The following is an 18173-nucleotide window of genomic DNA, read 5'->3' on the forward strand; positions in this document are numbered from 1 at the left end:
TGAGCGCCGCGCCCAACGGTTATTGAGAGATGAGGTCCCGGGCCTTGGCCAGGATTTGGGCGGCTTCCTCTGCGGGAATGCCCATGCTTTCCGCGATGTCGGAAGCTTCAAATCCGGTGAGGGCTACCAGGTCCGTTCCGCCCATGGTCACCAGGCCCATGGCGGTTTCTTCCGGGATTTCCAATTGTTCGCTGAGGGTTTTGGCCGCAGCCTGGCATTGGCGCATGACTTCCTCGGCTGCGGCCTGGCTCTGGCGTTTTTCCGCTTCCTGGACGTCAAAGACGCGCACCTGGACATCCCAGCCCATCAGGCGGGAGGTGAGGCGGGCATTCTGTCCCCTGCGGCCGATGGCCTTGGAGAGGTCCTTGTCGTCCTGGACGATAACGAAGATTTTTCTGGCTTCCTCGTCCACGGTGATTTCCCGCGGTTCCACGGGGCTGAGAGCTTCCCGGACGAAGGCGACGGGGTCTTCCGTCCATTCCAGGATGTCCACTTTTTCATTGTTGAGCTCCCGGACGATGTTTTTGACGCGGGCGCCGCGCATGCCTACGCATGCCCCTACCGGATCTACTTTGTCGTCATGGCTGATGACGGCCACTTTGGTGCGGTAGCCGGCTTCGCGGGCGATGCCGTGGATTTCCACGGTCTGGTCGCCTATTTCCACCACTTCCGATTCAAAGAGGCGGCGCACCAGGTTCGGATGGCTGCGGGAAAGGATGACTTCCGGGCCGCGCGCTTCCGTGCGCACTTCCACCACGTAGAAGCGCATGCGGTCGCCGACGCTGTAGTCTTCGTTCGGCACGCGTTCGCGGGAGGTCATGACGCCTTCGAATTTGCCGAGGTCCACAAAAATATCCCCCTTTTCAAAACGGCGGATGGTGCCCGTTACCAGATCTCCGGCGCGGTCCTTGAATTCGTCGTAGAGCATTTCCTTTTCCGCGTCCAGCAGTTTCTGGAGCATGGTCTGGCGGGCGGTCTGCACCGCGATGCGGCCGAAGCCCTTGGGCGTGATGTTGGTGGGAAGCAGGTCGTGCAGAACGGCGTTCTTGTCCAGCTTGACGGCCAGGGAGAGGGGGATCTGGTTGAATTTGTCGGAGTATTCTTCATCCGGCACCACTTCCAGGTCCGCAAAAATGCGCACCTTGCCTTTGTCCACGTTGATTTCGGCCCTCAGGTAGTTGATGCTGCCGGAGCCGGGAACCATCTTGCGGTAGGCGGAGAGAAAGGCGGACTCCAGAGCGAGGAGAATTTTTTCACGGGAGAGCCCTTTTTCCCTCTCGTAGTAGTCAATCAAAGCTTTAATATCGTTTGTCATGAGTGTGGAGGAGTGTGATGGATAGACAAAAAAGAGCGGGTCGACAGACCCACTCTCGAGTGTCTCTCGGGGTGTTTGCCTATCTAAGTAAGCACGAGGGGGCGGTTCTGGCAAGAAAAAACGCTTGTTCTATGCGGCATGCAAAAGACTGGGGATGATTCCGAAAGAAGAATTTTCCGGAGCCCTCCGAAAGGGGGCGGGACAACGGTGTTTGAGGGCTTGACGGACCCGTCAAAAACGGGAAGTATGCGCGCATGAAACTCGTCTCATGGAACGTGAACGGATTGCGGGCGATTCTGGGCAAGGGGATGGCGGCCGCCGTGGATGCCCTGGAGCCGGACGTCCTTTGCCTTCAGGAGATCAAGGCGCGTCCGGAACAGGTGAAAGACCTGTGGATTTCCTCCTGGCCGCACCAGCTCTGGAATCCGGCGGAGAAGGCCGGTTATTCCGGCGTGCTGATCCTCAGCCGGGTGCAGCCTCTTTCCACGTCCGTCGGAATCGGCTGGCCGGAGCATGACCGGGAAGGGCGCGTCTGCACGATGGAATTTGAGCGGTTTTACCTGGTCAACTGCTATACCCCCAATTCACAGAATGAACTGGCGCGTCTTCCGTACCGGGAGCAGTGGGACGCCGCATTCCGCGGGTACGTGGCGGGACTGGCGGAAATCAAGCCGGTCGTTTTCTGCGGGGATTTGAACGTGGCTCATGAGGAGATTGACATCGCGCGTCCCAAAGAGAACCGTTTTTCCGCCGGATTCAGCGACCAGGAGCGCGCCGGGTTCACGCGGCTGCTTGAGGCCGGTTTTACGGATACGTTCCGCGCCCTGCATCCGGAGGAGCCGGGCTGGTACAGCTGGTGGTCCTACCGCGCGGGCGCCCGCGCCCGGAACATCGGATGGCGCATTGACTATTTCTGCGTTTCCAATCCGCTGGCTTCCAGAGTGAAGGAAGCCGCCATCCATCCGGATGTGACGGGGTCCGACCATTGCCCCGTCAGCCTGGAGATTGACTGCTGAGCGCGGCCTTTTATGCGAGTTTAACTGTAAGAGATTGATGATTATGGAACAGGAATTGCCGCTGCTGGTGGTTGCCACGCGCAACGCCCACAAGACCGGGGAAATCCGCGCCATGCTGGCCGGGAAATGGGAAGTGAAGGATCTTTCCGACTATCCCCAGGCTCCGCCCGTGGATGAAACGGGAGTCACGTTTACGGAGAACGCCACGCTCAAGGCGCTTTCCGCTTCCAGATGCATCCCCGGCGTCCTGCTGGCGGATGATTCCGGGCTGGAGGTGGATGTGCTGGACGGGCGCCCCGGAGTCTGGTCCTCCTCCTTTGGCGGGGAAGAAGGGAACCATGCGAGGAATAACCTCCGCATGATGGAGGAATTGCGGCGCGCCGGAGTGAAACCGGGGGACCGGCCTTCCGCACGGTTCCGCTGCGTCATGGTGCTTGCCGGGAATGGCCGCGTGCTGGCGGAGTTTTCCGGTTCCGTGGAAGGCTACATGTTGACGGAACCCGCCGGGGAAGGGGGGTTCGGCTACGATCCGTTGTTTGTCCCGGAAGGGCATGACCGGAGTTTCGCCCAGCTTCCCATGGAAGTGAAGAATTCCATGTCGCACCGCGCCCGCGCCCTGGCGCAGGTGGTGGCGTGGATGAAGGAACGCCGGGACTGAGGGGTTCTTCGGGCGTCCGGCGGCGGGGAGGTCAGTCCAGCCTGAACGCGCATATCTGGAAGGGAGCCGGTGTTCCGGTATTCAGAAGCTGGTATTTGCCGGCGCGCCAGGAATGATGGGGCAGGCGGGACAGGAAGGCTTCCACGGCTTCCGCTTCTTCCTTTCCGCCTTCGTGGCCGGGGTAGCACATGACGCTGAGAAGCCCGTTCGGAGCAATGAGGGCGGCAGCCTGTTCCAGCGCCGCCAGGGTGGATTCCGTCCTGGTGACCGTTTTTTTGTCCCCGCCCGGCAGATAGCCCAGGTTGAAGACGACGGCTTTCACGGGGCCGCCGACCAGTTCCGCCAGGCGGTCATGGCTGGCAAGATGGAGCCGGACGGCAGGGGTGAGCAGTCCTTCCTTCTCCAGGCGTTCCCTGGTGGCGCAGATGGCTTCTTTCTGCACGTCGAAGGCGTGCACCTGGCCGGAAGGGCCAGCCAGCCGGGCCAGGAAAACCGTATCATGCCCGTTGCCCGCCGTGGCGTCCACGACTGCGTCCCCGGGGAAGACGACGCGGCTGATCCAGTCATGAGCGCAGGTCATGGGGCGGCTGAGCAGGGAACATTTCATGACCGGGTTGTACAGAAGCTCTGCCTGTATGACAATTCGTTTATGAAATTCCGGTGCGGGAAGAATGACAGGTTGTTTTTTGGCAGGGCATGTGTTAGGAAGAGGCTCAAAATCCTCCGCGTGTCCCTGCATGCGGGGATAAACCAAAGACGTTGCCATGAAGATGACTGACAGACGCACTTTTTTGAAGAGGACTGCCGCCGCAGGGGCGCTGGCGGCCATATCGGACATGGATTCCCTGTTTGCCCAGGAGGCCGGAGCTCCGGCGGCTTCCGGCATTCCGGATCTGGTGGCCGTCCGCAACGGCACCCGTGCGGAGATGGTCAGGAAGGCCGTGGAGACGCTGGGCGGCATGCAGGCCTTCGTCAAGCCGGGCCAGACCGTCGTAATCAAGCCGAACATCGGCTGGAACAAGGCTCCGGAATTCGGCGCCAACACTCATCCTGAAACCGTCGCCACGCTGGTGGAGCTGTGCAGGCAGGCCGGAGCGAAGGAAGTAAGGGTGTTTGACCACTGCTGCCACAATGGCGCCTATGAGGGCAGCGGCGTGAAAGAGGCCGTAGAGAAGGCCGGCGGCGTAATGGTGGACGGCGGCAATGAGAGCCAGTACGTGCAGACGGAAAACCCGAAAGCCAGAAAATTTACCTCCGCCAAGGTGCATAAGGCCGTGTTGGAGGCGGATGTTTACATCACCTGCCCGCCCCTCAAGCACCACAGCGGTTCCGAGATGACCGCCTGCATGAAGAATGTAATGGGCACCGTCTGGGACCGCGGGGCCATGCATAAGAACGACCTGCACCAGTGCATCGCTGACGCCGTGTATTTCCGCAAGCCGGACCTGTGCGTGCTGGACGCTTACATGCCCATGGTGCGCAACGGCCCCGTGGGGAAGGATACGAATGACCTGGTGGAGCGCAAAACCCTTTTAGCCTCCCGCGATATTGTGGCCATTGACGCTGCGGGCGCCGCCCTGCTGAACAAGGCCGGAAAGATTCGCCATGTGCAGCTTGGTGAGGAAATGGGGCTGGGCACCGCCGACCTTTCCAGGCTTCATATCCGCCGTATCAGCATGGCCTGACGCGGCGGCTCCCTCTTCCCTCTGCGGATGACGCGGCGGGAGAGCAACTTTCCGCTTCCGGCGGGTTTATGATTCATATGTCAGTCATCAAAGCCTTTCTCGTCAGTCCTCTGAAGTGGCTCCGCGTGACGGTGGCCGTCATTTTCTTCATCGGGATTGCATACGCTTTCCTGCACCATATTCCCGCATGGAACGTGCCGAACATGACGGGGGGCGGAGAGGGGATGGAAGATTCCTTTTCCCTGGCGCAGTGGCAATTGGTGCCGTCCGTGCTGGGAACCCTGAACGGGGCAGCCGTTTCCGCCGTGATTCTGGGGGCGTTGCTGCTGCTTACGCTGCTGTTCGGCCGCGTATACTGTTCCTTCGTCTGCCCGCTGGGGATTCTCCAGGATATTGTTTTCAGAGTCCGCCGCTGGCTGGCGCCGAAGCGTTTCCTGAAATTCTCCCGGCCTGTGCCGTGGGTGCGGTATGGGGTGCTGGCATTGCTGGCCGCCTGCTGCGTGACGGGGTTGGCCGGGCTGTCTCTGAATTGGCTGGACCCTTACAGCATTTTCGGGCGCATCATGTATGTGCTGGCATGGCCGGCCGCCATTTGGAGCAATAACCTGCTGGCGGCGGACAGTTCTTCTGCGGATCTGGTTCAAATGGATTATTTCCCCGTGGCTTTTCCGGTTCTGCTGGCTTCCGCCGGCATGCTCGGCCTGGTGGCCGTCATGAGCGCCTGGAAGGGGCGCCTGTATTGCAATACGGTATGCCCCGTCGGCACGCTGCTGGGCCTGCTTTCCCGCATTTCCCTTTTCCGGCTGGGTTTTGATCCCGCCACCTGCAAAAAATGCGGTAAATGCGTCAAATCCTGCAAGGCGCAATGCCTGAACCTGAAGGAATACAAGATAGATTCCTCCCGGTGCGTGGCATGCTATGATTGCGTGCGCTCCTGCAGTGAGGGAGGAATACGCTACCGCTTGTTTACCAGGACCCGCCAACTGATTCCGGCCAAAAAAGAGAAGGTTTCCCCGGTCCCCGCTCCTTCTTCTTCCGCCGCGGTTTCCCCCATTGCCGGGAGCTCCCGCCGCCAGTTCCTGGAGGCTACTGCGGCCGGGCTGGCTGCGGCCGCCCTTTCCGGATGCCGGGGAGAGGCCGCCCGGAAGCTGGACCCCACCCAGTGCGTTCTCCCTCCCGGCGCCGGTTCCCTGGAACGTTTTCTGGATATCTGCACCGGCTGCCAGATGTGCGTTGCCAACTGCCCCACCCATGTGCTTCAACCCTCATACCTGCAGCTTGGCCTGAAGGGATTCATGAAGCCCCGGATGGATTTTGCCACCAAGTACTGCCTTTATGATTGCCACCGCTGCGCGGAGGTCTGCCCCACGGGGGCCATACGCAGGATGCCCGTTACCGCGGAACGGGATACTGAGGGAATGACAAAAGATACTACGCGCATTGCCGTGGCCCGGTTTTACGTCTGCCGCTGCCTGGTCGCCCGGGAGGATATGGATTGCGGAGCCTGTACGGAGCATTGTCCCACTAAGGCCCTTTACACGGTGCCCTATATCGGGCGTGACGGCCAGGAGCACCGCCTGCCCAGGCTGGATCCTTCCCTGTGCATCGGCTGCGGCGCGTGCGAACACGCCTGTCCCGTCACTACGGAACGGCCAGAGGAACGCGAATGCCGGAACTCCTGCAATCTGTGCGAGGAAAAATGCGAGTTCGGAAGACAACGGGAAATGCCGCCCCGGGCGCTGGTTGTCCGTGCCGTAAACCCCCAGCAGAAAGCTGTTAAAAAGTTTGAGGAAAAAGCTGTGGATCCGGTGGGAGATGCGGATTTTCCGTTTTGAAAACGGCTGGCGGTGTGGAAGATGATGAAATAAACGCTTCCGGAGGCTCCAACCCTTTCTTCCGGGAGGGCTGTGTCTGTCCATCCGGTTTTTCGGGGGAATTCCATGCAGCCCTGTTTGCGGCATAGATACGGTTGCGGGGAGCGTCGAAATGAGCGGGGGGCAGGAGGAACCTGCCCTCGGAAACGTTCCCGGAGAATATGTTCTCCGGTTACGGCGGGATAGAGTGCAAATGCCCGATTTTCCTTGATGATGCGGAAGTTGATACGTTAGAGTAAAAGAACCATGTTGCAGGCGGACGGCATTACGTATGAGATAGAAACACCGGATGGTCCTTTGAAATTATTGGACAATGTCAGTTTTCATGTTCCCCGCGGACATTTTATGGCAGTCGTTGGTCCTTCCGGCTGCGGAAAGACCACCTTATTGAAGGCGATTGCGGGCATGATTGCGGAAACGGACGGCCGTTTTTTCTGGAATGGCCATGATTTGGCTGAAGAGGACTTTGAACCTTCGGAAATCGGGTTCGTTCCCCAGTTCAGCATTGCCTATGACCAGCTGAGCGTGGATGAGAATGTGGAGAGCGCCGCTAGGCTCCGCTGCCGCTTCAATTCCGTGGACGATTTGGACGACAGCATTGACAATGCCCTGGAGGTAACGGGAATGGAGGGGATTATGGACCGGGACGTGAAGATTCTTTCCGGCGGCCAGAAGAGGCGTCTGGCGCTGGCTATGGAGTTGGTCTCCAATCCCCGGTTGCTGATTTGCGATGAAGTGACGTCCGGACTGGATCCCAGGTCGGAACACGATATCGTGAACCTTCTGCATGAAATCTCCCGCTCGGAAGGCCGCATCGTCATTTCCGTCACGCACAGCCTTTCCCATCTGGACAGGTATGATTCCATTCTGGTCATGCACCAGGGCTGCGTGGCTTACCACGGTTCTCCGAAGACCATGCTGCATTACTTCGGCGTTTCGTCGCTGGAAGAGATTTATCCGAAGCTTCAGGATCGTGAAGGCCCTTCCTGGTGCCGGTCCTGGAGCAAGTACCGGGATTCCTATTATTCCCGTCTGGAACAGGAAAGGGAAAAGAAAATTCTTTCCGGAGATTTGCCGGATCCGGATGCCGTCCGCCTTGCGGAGGCGGAGAAGGAGGGAGCCTCCGGAGAATCCGGAACGGAAAGGGAAAAGGCCGTGGAGGAAAATATTCCGGAAGTTCCCGGATTCTTCACCCAGTTCTTCTGCCTGCTGGGGCGGCGCTGGCGCATCTTTTTCCGGGACCGTTCCCAGTTGGTCCTTCAATTGGTCATGGTGCTGCTGTTTCCCGTGCTGGTAGCCATGTTCACGGACAAGGGCTCCGGGCAAATCGTGGGGCTTTCCGCCACGCAGGATGTCCAGACTGTCCAGAAGGATATGGAAGCCCAGCAGCTGAACATGAAGACGGGATCCGCCGTCTCCGGCATCATCATGTTTGAGGTGATTCTGCTGGGGCTGATGGGATCCAACAATGCCGCCCGCGAGGTAGCCGGCGAACGCGCCGTCATGGAAAAGGAGAAGTATGCGGGCATGAGGCCTTCCGCCTACCTGGCGAGCAAGCTGTCCTATCTGAGCGTTCTGGTGCTGGTGCAATCCGTATGGATGTTTGCCTTTGTGGATTTTTTCTGGGATCGCGGCGGCGGCCTGACGCACCTGCTGTTCCTGATTTTGGCGGATGCCGCCATGACCTTTGTATGCCTGGGCATTTCCGCGCTGGCCCGGAGTGCGGACCAGGCTTCCCTGCTGAGCATTTATCTGGTGGGGTTCCAGCTTCCCCTCTCCGGAGCGGTGCTGGCGCTTCCGGAACAGGTGGAGAACCTCATACGGCCCTTCATTTCCGCATACTGGGCGTGGTCCGGCAGCATCTCCGCCCTGAAGGACGACGTATATTACGCCGTCAAGAATGTGCTGGATACGAACCTGACACCCTCCCTGGTTTGTTACATTGTTCTGGGGGTGCATGTTGCGTGCGGCATTGCGGCCGCCTACGCGGGAATCCGCCGTTCGCGCTGGGAGCTTTAATTTAATGCGTGCACTTGAGGGAGGTCCGTTATATACTTTTTCCATCAAAAGTTATGGCGAGACGGCGTGCAGCAAAAAAGAAAAGTTCCTCATCATCCGCGCTGGTTTTGACGGTCGTGGCGGTGGTTTTTGTGCTGGCCGTTATTGTGGCAGTGGTCATGTTCCGTGCCGGGGAGAAGCCTCAGGCCGGGTCGGATATACCTCTGGACATTCTGGCGGCGAACGCCTCCCAGCTTTCCAAGAACAATTACGCGCTGGACGGAACGGTGATTGACCGTTTTCAGCGCGGCGAGTCCGAGCTTATTTCCTTCTTGTACAAAGATGCCTCCGGGCGTGAGTGCATCATTCCCGTCTGTGTTTCCGCCGAGGTCAGGAATAAATTGAAGAATATCAATCGGAATCAGCAATACAGGATAGAGTTCCAGGTGGAAAACATCAATCCGAAGGTGCGCGGCGTGTGCGTAGCTACATCCATTCAGCCTAAATAAACAATCTCCCTCATCCTATGAAATGCTGTTTTTTGATGACCCTGGCCTGCGCGGTTCCCGCGCTGGGGCAGATGATGTACAATCCTCCTGTAGCCGGCAGCGGCGCGCCTGCCGCGTCCCCTTCCTCCCCTCCCGCCGTTCAGCCGAATGCTTACCAGCCTTCCAGGCAAGGGGATGCCAAGTCCCTGTACGGCAATGAGCTGCCTTTTCTGAATCCTCAGGACGGCACGGTGACCATCAACGGAACGACGTTGAACATGGGCAGTTTCCGGGAGATTGAAGCGCGTTTCAACAAGTACCTGAGCCAGCCGGAAGAGAGCACGGAGGATGCGAAGGAATATCAGAAAATCTTTGAAAAGCTTCACGAGACGCTCTCCATGCGCAAGGAAAAACTGGCGGCGGATAATGTGGTGCGGCAGGTAGTGGACCTGTTGACCGCCGCTTCCAGCAATCCGCTGGACGGAGGCGTTTCCGACGCTCTCTGCCAGGCCATTTACACCGCGTGGCAGGCCAGGAGCAATGGGAAAAACAAGGGGAAGATGCTTGAGGCGGTGGAGAGGGAAATCCGCAGCAACGCCCAGAAGATGAGCCTGATGGAAAGCGGCGTGACGGCGATTTCCGGTGCACCCTCCGGCCAGAAGGGCGGGAAAAAGGGGGCTCCCTCCAATCATCCGGCGAAAAATAATCCCCGTTACAAATACCTGGAAAAGCGTGTGGTGGAGATGGAAGCCCGCAAGCTGAAGCTGGAGAGTGAACAGGTGCTGACGGTGACGGAAGCGAAGGTTGTTTTCCAGTCTACGCTGGTTCAATTGTTTGCCCAGCGGCGTTTTGACCATGTTTCCATAGGCTGCGGCGTTTACAGCCGCCTGTTCAATGACGGGGATACCAAGCTGCGGCTGGATAAAAATTCCGATGCCGCCAAGATGTTCAGCGGCACGCTGGGCGCTCCGCCCACCGTCGCTATTCTGGACAATCTTTCCCGGGAGCTGGCCCGTGACTCCGACCGGCACATGAAGGCCGTGAACAATCTGGTGGATTCCCGTCATTATGTGGATGCGCTGGAACGGCTGAACGAAGCCCTCCTGATCGGGGAATTCATGCCTGCCGTAAATACGTTTCCGTATGAGAAGAAGCAAAAGCTGTATGCCTTCAAGCGGGACGTGGAAAAGTTGTTCGAGCTGATGAACGGCAAAGATTATGAAGAGGCCCTTTCCCTGGTGGAGGCCCTTAAGAAGACTTCCAGGGATTTCAGCACGGGCCGTGCGGAATCCGCAATCAGCGCCGCCGTATTCGCCAGTGACGCCTATATTTCCCAGGGTCAGGAAGCCTTGGCCAGGGGAGACCGCGCCAAACTGGAGGAATGCCTGAAAAGCGCCATTGAAATCTGGCCGAAAAACCCCCGCCTTCTTCCGCTGCGGAACGCCATGATGGCCGCGGGTCAGCAATCCCACGCGCTGGAGGATTTCAAGCGTTTCCACAAGAGTAAGAATTATCGCCGCATTTTTGACAACCAGCATGAATTTGCCGTTCTGGTGAAGGATGATCCGGAGCTCCAGAAGCAGTTTGTGGAAGATTTGGGCAAAATGGCCGTTATTGAGCGTGCCCTGGGCGCGGCGCGTCAGCGTGAAGCCATGCAGGACGTATACGGCGCCTGGGAGGAGCTTCAGCAGCTGCGTTCCAAAGACCAGGAGCTGTTCATCAATGACCAGGAGCTGAACGCCAGGTATCTGGACCTGACGACAAAGGCAAGCACGCTGGTGAATTTGCTGAATGATGCGGAAAAATGCAGGAATGAGGGAGAAGTGGGATCCGCCCTGGGCAAGTACATGGAAGCTAAAAGGCTGTATCTGTATTCCCGGTTTGCCAAGGAGGGAATTGAGTCCCTGCTGGATGAAATTTTCCGTTGAACTGGACGGATAAATTCCGCCGCATGGCGTGTCTGCGGAGACGGAGTAATTGCTTTTCTTCCGGAACGGCGCCGTTATGCTACGGCTCATGAAGGCAGTATACCTGTGTTTGTGCATGCTGGCGGCGTTCTGTTTTCCGGCTGCGGCTCTTCCGGCGGATTGCAGCCAGGTGATTGTAGGTTCCGCGGACGGGTGGAATAGTTCCCATGTGCAGTTGAGCCTTTTGGAGAAAGGGCCGCGCGGCTGGGTGATGGTGAAGGGTCCGTTTCCGGCGCGTCTGGGAAAATCCGGGCTGGTCTGGGGCAGGGGCGTCAGCCTCCCTCCCGCCGGGGGGCCGGTGAAGAAGGAGGGGGACTTGCGTTCTCCCGCGGGCATTTTTGAACTGGGAGGCGTATATGGAACCGTCCCCGCGCCGCAGAAAAAGCGTTCCATGCCGTACCGCCGCATTACGCCGCGGGACATGTGGGTGGATGATCCTGCTTCTCCCCTGTACAACCAGCACTTTGTACTGAAGCATGATCCCGTGACGCCGTGGGAGTTCAAGCAGCAGATGAAGCTGAATGATTACGCCCACAGTCTGAAACTGTTTATCCGGCATAATGCCGCAGACGGACGGCGGAAACCCGTGCCGGGTGCGGGTTCCTCCATTTTTTTCCATATCTGGCGCCGGGACGGAGGCGCCCCTACAGCCGGGTGCACCGCGATGAGCGAGGAAAATTTGAGGGCCATGATTGCATGGCTGGATCCTTCCAGGCATCCCCTTTACATTTTGCTCCCCGCCAAGGAATATTTGCGTCTGCGCGGAGCCTGGGGACTGCCGTGACGTTTTCAGATAACCCTTCTGCCTGTTTCCTCTCCGCCCCGGAGCGGGAAGAGGCAGGGGATTGGCTTAAACCATCGGATGGCGGGTCCGGTGGGATGGCATTGGACCCCGTGCCGGCTGCACGTCCGCTGCTGCCTGGAGTTCCCTTTCCCGTAAACGCAGGAAGCCGGCCTTTGAAGAAAGGCCGGCTTCCGCATGGTAAAAAGGTTATTGTTCCTGGGACTGGGGAGCGGGAGCTTCCGGCTGGAGCAGGGGAGTGGAGGTTTCCTTCACTTCCGCCATGGAAGCCTGTTCTTCCCTGGGCGCGCGGTCTTCGCGGGGCTGCCGGGGTTGTTCCTGGCGTTCATTGGCGCCGCTGACCAGCAGATTGCGGCCCATGAAAGGCTGGTTGTGGAGGATGTCCACGGAACGGATGGCGTCTTCCATCTTCTTCATTTCCACAAAAGCATACCCCTTGGACTTGTGGGTGCGGGGGTTGTAAATGATTTCCACGGAATTGACTTCCCCGATGCCCTTGAACACGTCCTCCAGGTCGCTTTCCGTAGCTTCATAGGAAAGATTGCCCACATAAAGCCGGCGGTTGGAGACGGGCTGCTTGGGGGCGGAAGCGCGGTCCTGCCTGTTGCGGGCTACGCGGGTGTTGGTTTTAGCGGCGGCTTTATCCCTGGCTGCATGCTTGTTGTTCTTGGACGGACGGATGCCGAAGAGGCCCAGAAAACGCTGCCACAAGGAGAGTTTGGCGGGCGCTTCTTTTCTATACTTGGGACGGTAACCGCTGGAGTCGCGGCGGTCATTGCCATAGGAGCGTCCGCCCTTGTTGTAGCGGCGGCGAGCCCCCTGGCCCTGTCTTCCCTGTGTGTTGTGTTGTGACATACTTATATTCTAAGTTGGTGATTATGTTGGTGTCATGCCGGATTTATCGCTGTATGCAGTAAATTCCATCCGGAGGATCGCCGGGACGTTCCGCTGCCATGAGAAAAGCCGGGAGTAAGGGATCCCATGCCCCGATCAACGGTCCATGCAGGTCTGATAGGGGGGGCGATCAGGCTAGGCGCGTGGCCAGTCCGGTCGATTGACGCGTATACCAATGCACAGGGAGCCGGATTCTTGCAAGCCGGTATCTCGTCATTCTGGGTTTTCCGGCATCCGGAGGAGAGAAGACCAGACGAACGGCACGCTGCCGTGCCGGACAAGGCTCAGAGTGAGCTGACAATTTGACAAAAAGACGATGACGGAGTATTTAAGTACCAACTAATCTACATATTCTCTCGATGTTGATTCAAAACGCAGACCGTACTACCTACGGGATTAATAAGATTGTTGTTTCCGTTCTCGCATTCGTCGTTTTCTTCGTTGTCGGATTTGTGTCCTGGCAGTGGGATGGGGTGGCTCCGGAACCGTGGCGTCTGCGGACTCTGGTGCTGGCGCCTCTGACGATGTCTCTGTTGCTGTATATATGTTGTGACCAGTTCGGCGTTTACTTCCGCTGCATGACGCTCAGGGAAAGCATCCGGCGGTTTGTGGTGGCATATGCCTGTTTTGTGGTGTTGAGCGTGATGATATGGAAGTTCTTTGTTCCCTTCTCCGCAGACGTTGGTGTTCAGTTTCTGGCGTATTTGCTTACTTTTCTGGGTTCCCTCTGGCTGCGTGTCAGCCGGTTCCGGGCGGAAAAAAAGCTGGTGGAAGAGGCCCCTACGCTGGTGGTGGGAACTCCGGACCATGTGAAAGAATTCCGCAGGATGCTGGAGAGAAATCATGTGGACTTCAGGAAGGAGCTGCTGGTCATGGCTCCTGAAGAGGTTGACAGTGCGGTAGTCAGGAATTTGCTGATTAAAGACTGCGTCAGCAAAGTGGTGTTTCTGCCGGAGGAGGTGGACTCTTCCGTGGCGCGGTGCCTGGTGGAGCTGTGCGGCAAGATGGGAGTCGATTTTTACGCAAGCATGGTGGTAAGCATGCCCGCTGTGCACAAAACCTATTTCGGCGTGATCGGAGGAACAAGAATGCTGGTGTACAAATCAACTCCCATCCCCTATACCACCTCCTGGCAGCTGAAGAAAATACTGGACTGGGCGGGAGCGCTTGCGCTTCTGGTGGGAACGTCTCCCTTGTGGGTGTTGGCTGCTGTGGGCATCAAGCTGTCGGATCGCGGCCCTGTCTTTTACCGCCAGAAACGTTCCGGGCTGTATGGCCGCGAGTTTGGCATGTGGAAGTTCCGTACCATGTACCGGGACGCGGATAAAAGGCTGGATGAAGTGAAAGCCAAGTACGGCAATGACATGGACGGCCCCATTTTTAAGCTGGAGCATGACCCGCGCATTTTCTCCTTCGGGCGCTTCCTGCGCAAGTTCAGCATCGACGAGCTTCCCCAGCTCATTAATGTGTTGAAGGGGGAAATGAGCCTGGTTGGCCCGCGGCCGCTGCCCGTTTATGAAACGGAAGCCTTTACCAGCGACGCCCACCGCCGCAGGTTGAGCGTGCTGCCCGGCGTGACGGGGTACTGGCAGATTGCCGGAAGAAGCAATATCCGGGAATTTGAAAAGCTGGTGGAGCTGGATATGAAGTATATTGACAACTGGTCTCTGTGGCTGGATATCAAGCTGCTTTTGAAAACCGTTCCGGCGGTGCTTTTCGCCCGTGGGGCAAAGTAGCTTCCAGGGCTCCCTGAACTGCAAGGTCGGCGGTCTTTTTCCGGGGATTCGGAATCTGGCCGGAGCCCTATGACGGGCGGAGCAAGCCTGTTTTTAAGAATACGACAGTCGGACGGGAACGGAATTTGGCGTATTTGTTGAAAGATGAAGAAAATTGTTGCCGGACAGAGACTTTAACCTTGAGGTGCGGAAAGGGATAAGGCAAAATCAATTTACTATGGATTTAGTTCAGCGAGAAATCTCTAAAGAAACGGTGACTCCGTATTTCATCGAGTATTTCGGTCAGGCGCCTACTCATGTGGCAGCGGCACCGGGACGTGTGAACCTTATCGGTGAGCACACGGATTATAATAACGGTTTTGTGATGCCTATGGCGCTTGATAACCATTGTGTTGTGGCTGTGGCTCCCTCCCCCGTGGGCAAACACCGCTTTTGCGGTTCCCTGGGCGACCAGATCCATGAAATTGCGGTGGAAGACGCCTTGATTCCCGGCGAACCGTTCTGGTCCAATTATGTCCGCGGCGTTCTGGCCAATCTGCACAGGCGCGGCATAGAAATCGGGCCTGTGGATATGCTGATTGACAGCAATGTTCCCCGCGGCGGCGGCCTTTCTTCCAGCGCCGCTCTTGAAGTCGCCGTCTGTACGGCGCTCGCCGCTTTTGCCGGCGTTGCCATAGATCCCAAGGAAGTAGCCCTGATCGGGCAGGCCGTGGAACATGAATTCGTGAACGTTCCCTGCGGCATCATGGACCAGTTTATTTCCGCCAACGGCAAGAAGGGGATGGCTCTCAAACTGGATTGCGCCTCTCTGGAATATGAGCTGGTCCCGATGAATAATGATTCCGTTTCCGTACTGGTGCTGGACAGCGCTGTGAAGCATTCCCTGGCGGACGGAGCTTATGGACAGCGCCGCAAGCAGTGTGAGGAAGCTTCCTCCATCATGGGAGTGCCCTCCCTGCGGGAAGCTACGCTGGAGCTGCTGGAATCCTTCAGGGAACAGCTTGGAGACGTGCGCTACCGCCGCGCCCGCCATGTCATTGGGGAAAATGCGCGCGTGAACGCTTTTGCGAACGCCCTTGCCCGCGGGGATTGGGATGAGGCTGGTGTCGCCATGCGCGGCAGCCATGCTTCCCTGCGTGACGACTATGAGGTTTCCTGTGCCGAGGTGGACACCCTTGTTTCCCTCTGTGACCGTATTCCCTCCGCATCTTCCATTTACGGCGCGCGCATGACGGGCGGCGGGTTTGGCGGATGCATTGTGGCCCTGGTGAAGACGGAGGACGTGGAAAAGGTGGCCCAGGAGCTTCTGGACGGCTACTGCCAGGAAACGGGTATTGAAACCACGTACCTCGTGACCCGTGCCGGAGAAGGCGCCCGTGTTCTGTACCAAGCTTAATCCATACTGATGATGAAGACACTAGCAACCATATTCGGGGCGCTCGCCCTGATGACGTGGGGCGCAGCCGCCCAGGAGGGTTCCGTACCTGAAACGGCAGCCGATGCGCAGCCCGCCCTGGCCGCTCCGGCCGTGACTCCCGCCGTAGAGGCCCAGCCGGCAGCGGAAATTCAGCCGGCGGCTCCCGCCGCGGATGCCGTACAGGCCGTTTCCGCGGAACCTAAGACGGCTCCTCTTTCCATGGTGGAAGTCATTCTCTTCTGCGTAGTCGTGGTGGGCGTAATCGCCCTGGGCATCTGGAAGAGCCGTGACCCTGAGGAAACGGAAGAGGAAAAGAAAACCAAAGGTGCTTCAGATTATTTCCTGGCCGGCCGCGGTCTGACCTGGTGGCTGGTGGGTTTCTCCCTGATTGCCGCCAACATTTCCACGGAACAATTTGTGGGGATGTCCGGCAAATCCGCCAACTGGGTGGGCATGGCCATTGCCGGGTATGAATGGCTGGCCGCTATCACGCTGGTGGTTGTAGCCTTCTGTTTCCTTCCCAAGTTGTTGAAAGGCGGTGTATATACGATTCCCGAATTCCTGGAATACCGGTATAACACGCTGGCTCGCTCCCTGATGGCCATTGCCACGCTGCTGATTCTGGTAGGCGTGCCGACTGCGGGCGTGATTTATGCCGGCGCCAAGGTGATCTCCGTGTTCTTCACGGGATACTCTGCCATGGGCATCGACTTCGGCAACATTACCGTCGGCTGCGTCATCATTGCTTTCTGCGCCACGGTATACGTATTCGTGGGCGGGTTGAAAGCCTGCGCCTGGACGGACCTGTTCTGGGGCGCCGCTCTGATTGTGGGCGGCGGCGTAGTGGCCTATTTTGCCTTGACGGAGCTCAGCGGCGCAGACCCGAACCATTTGATTCAATCCGCCGCCGCCAATTCCGGCGCGACGGTCGCCTCCCTGGGGAATCCTTCGGACAGCCTCTGGCATGGGGTGACGCGCTTTTTTGAACTGAACTCCGGTGACGCGGCCAGCGGCGTAAATACCGTGGGCGGCAAGCTGCACATGATCCGCCCTGCGGATGATGCGGAAATCCCGTGGACGGCTCTTTGCCTGGGCCTGTGGATCCCCAACTTCTTCTACTGGGGCCTCAACCAGTACATCATGCAGCGTACGCTGGCTTCCAAATCCCTGGCGGAAGGCCAGATGGGCATTGTGTTCGCCGCGTTCCTCAAGCTCCTCATCCCATTTGTGGTGGTGGTCCCCGGCATTCTGGCCTACAACCTGTACCGCAATGACCTGAAGGAACAGGCGGAAGTGAAATACGCGGCGGAAATCCGTAAGACGGAAGATCCCGCAGCCGTCAAGGGCCGCCCCGTCATCTACAAGCTTACGGACAGCTTCCTGGTGGAAAACGTGGAGGCAGGCTGTGCTCATGCCATTCATAATGCGGAAGTAATGAAGGTGGAAGAAGACGTTATGGCCAATTTGAGACAGGCCTGCGCCGATTTGAAGGCGGATGCCGCCAACGACCAGACCACGCTGGCGGAACGTGCCCCGTTCGTGGAAAAAATCGCTTCCCTTAACAACAAAATCATCAAGCCGGCCGTGGATAACTCAGATAACTACTATCTGACGGATACGCTGGTAGGCTTTGATTACGACTCCGCTTTCGGCACGCTGATCAGAAAACTGCTTCCCGGCACGGGCTGGACATGGTTTGTACTTGCAGCCCTTTTTGGCGCGGTGGTGTCTTCCCTGGCGTCCATGCTGAATTCCGCATCCACCATCTTTACGATGGACATCTACAACAAGCTGCGCAGAAACGCGGGGCCCACGGAGCTGGTTACCGTCGGCAAGATAGGGTTGCTGGTGTGCGCCGTGATCGCCCTGACCATTGCTCCGTTCCTGGACAGTCCGGCCTTTGGCGGCATTTTCAACTTCATTCAGGAATTCCAGGGCTTCCTGAGCCCGGGCGCCCTGTGCGTGTTCCTCTTCGGCTTCTTTGTGCCCAAGTGCCCGCGCATCTTCGGCTGGCTGGGCATCGTCATTAATGCCCTCCTGTACGGAATCCTGAAAGTGTGGCAGCCGGAAATGGCCTTCCTGAACCGCATGGCCGTGTGTTTCATCACGGTAGTGCTCATCGGCTTCATCTTCACGGCGGTGAACGCCGCCCGCGGCGGGCAGTCCATCGTGCTGCCCGACAGAGGCGTGGTGGCCCTTCAGTCCTCTTCACGGGCCAAAATCTTCGGATGGTTCGTGGTTGCCGCGACGGTCGCCCTGTACATCATCTTCTGGTAATTCAGGGAAGGCCTCCCGGTCTGTATTTTCAATCCTCCCGGTTCAG

14 protein-coding genes are annotated in these 18173 nt (G+C 58.1%); 11 read left to right on the top strand and 3 right to left on the bottom strand.

The window, feature by feature from the left end; translation table 11 throughout:
- Positions 1–19 precede the first annotated feature (19 nt).
- A complete protein-coding gene (gene nusA / locus CI070_RS03655; RefSeq protein ID WP_022196903.1) occupies positions 20–1315 on the bottom strand; it encodes a transcription termination factor NusA in 1296 nt (431 codons plus the stop codon).
- A 254-nt stretch (positions 1316–1569) separates the two neighbouring features.
- Here nusA and CI070_RS03660 point away from each other — a divergent pair, with 254 nt between their 5' ends.
- Together CI070_RS03660 and CI070_RS03665 are read left to right on the top strand one after the other, a co-directional pair.
- On the top strand, positions 1570–2331 hold the full coding sequence (locus CI070_RS03660) for an exodeoxyribonuclease III (RefSeq protein WP_094137239.1): 762 nt from the start codon (positions 1570–1572) through the stop codon (positions 2329–2331).
- Between the two features lie 37 nt (positions 2332–2368).
- Positions 2369–2989: a non-canonical purine NTP pyrophosphatase gene (locus CI070_RS03665; RefSeq protein ID WP_218823914.1), complete on the top strand. Its 621-nt coding sequence runs from the start codon at positions 2369–2371 to the stop codon at positions 2987–2989.
- A 31-nt stretch (positions 2990–3020) separates the two neighbouring features.
- Here the strand turns inward: CI070_RS03665 and CI070_RS03670 are convergent, their stop codons facing one another.
- Complete coding sequence (locus tag CI070_RS03670) at positions 3021–3755, bottom strand: class I SAM-dependent methyltransferase (protein WP_218823915.1); 735 nt, start codon at positions 3753–3755, stop codon at positions 3021–3023.
- Here CI070_RS03670 and CI070_RS03675 point away from each other — a divergent pair.
- From CI070_RS03675 to CI070_RS03700, 6 genes are all read left to right on the top strand, one after another.
- Entirely contained in the window at positions 3754–4674 is a 921-nt protein-coding gene (locus CI070_RS03675; protein ID WP_218823916.1) for a DUF362 domain-containing protein, read from the top strand. The two genes, CI070_RS03670 and CI070_RS03675, sit on opposite strands and share 2 nt — an antisense overlap.
- A 77-nt stretch (positions 4675–4751) precedes the next feature.
- Positions 4752–6509 (top strand): 4Fe-4S binding protein, encoded by a 1758-nt coding sequence (locus CI070_RS03680; protein WP_179218554.1) that lies wholly within the window; start codon positions 4752–4754, stop codon positions 6507–6509.
- A gap of 285 nt (positions 6510–6794) precedes the next feature.
- A complete protein-coding gene (locus tag CI070_RS03685) occupies positions 6795–8567 on the top strand; it encodes an ABC transporter ATP-binding protein/permease (protein ID WP_094137241.1) in 1773 nt (590 codons plus the stop codon).
- Between the two features lie 53 nt (positions 8568–8620).
- The gene (locus tag CI070_RS03690; RefSeq protein WP_143245711.1) at positions 8621–9055 is read left to right on the top strand and encodes a hypothetical protein; all 435 of its coding nucleotides are present in this window, start codon (positions 8621–8623) and stop codon (positions 9053–9055) included.
- A 17-nt stretch (positions 9056–9072) separates the two neighbouring features.
- Entirely contained in the window at positions 9073–10962 is a 1890-nt protein-coding gene (locus CI070_RS03695) for a hypothetical protein (protein ID WP_094137243.1), read from the top strand.
- Positions 10963–11050: 88 nt separating this feature from the next.
- Positions 11051–11785 (top strand): L,D-transpeptidase family protein, encoded by a 735-nt coding sequence (locus CI070_RS03700; protein ID WP_179218556.1) that lies wholly within the window; start codon positions 11051–11053, stop codon positions 11783–11785.
- A 207-nt stretch (positions 11786–11992) separates the two neighbouring features.
- Here CI070_RS03700 and CI070_RS03705 read toward each other — a convergent pair whose 3' ends face one another.
- Positions 11993–12658, bottom strand: coding sequence for a hypothetical protein (locus CI070_RS03705; RefSeq protein WP_094137245.1), 666 nt, complete (start codon positions 12656–12658; stop codon positions 11993–11995).
- Between the two features lie 398 nt (positions 12659–13056).
- Between CI070_RS03705 and CI070_RS03715 the strand changes: the two genes are divergently transcribed.
- The 3 genes from CI070_RS03715 (at position 13057) to CI070_RS03725 (ending at position 18127) form a co-directional block, all read left to right on the top strand.
- Positions 13057–14433 (top strand): sugar transferase, encoded by a 1377-nt coding sequence (locus CI070_RS03715; RefSeq protein ID WP_094137247.1) that lies wholly within the window; start codon positions 13057–13059, stop codon positions 14431–14433.
- Between the two features lie 217 nt (positions 14434–14650).
- Positions 14651–15829, top strand: coding sequence for a galactokinase (galK, locus tag CI070_RS03720; protein ID WP_094137248.1), 1179 nt, complete (start codon positions 14651–14653; stop codon positions 15827–15829).
- Positions 15830–15838: 9 nt separating this feature from the next.
- Positions 15839–18127 carry a sodium:solute symporter family transporter gene (locus CI070_RS03725; protein ID WP_094137249.1) on the top strand — a complete coding sequence of 763 codons (2289 nt, stop codon included), beginning with the start codon at positions 15839–15841 and terminating at the stop codon, positions 18125–18127.
- The last annotated feature ends 46 nt before the right edge of the window (positions 18128–18173 follow it).

The organism is Akkermansia muciniphila (assembly GCF_900184965.1).
Classification (GTDB): Bacteria; Verrucomicrobiota; Verrucomicrobiia; order Verrucomicrobiales; family Akkermansiaceae; genus Akkermansia; species Akkermansia muciniphila_A.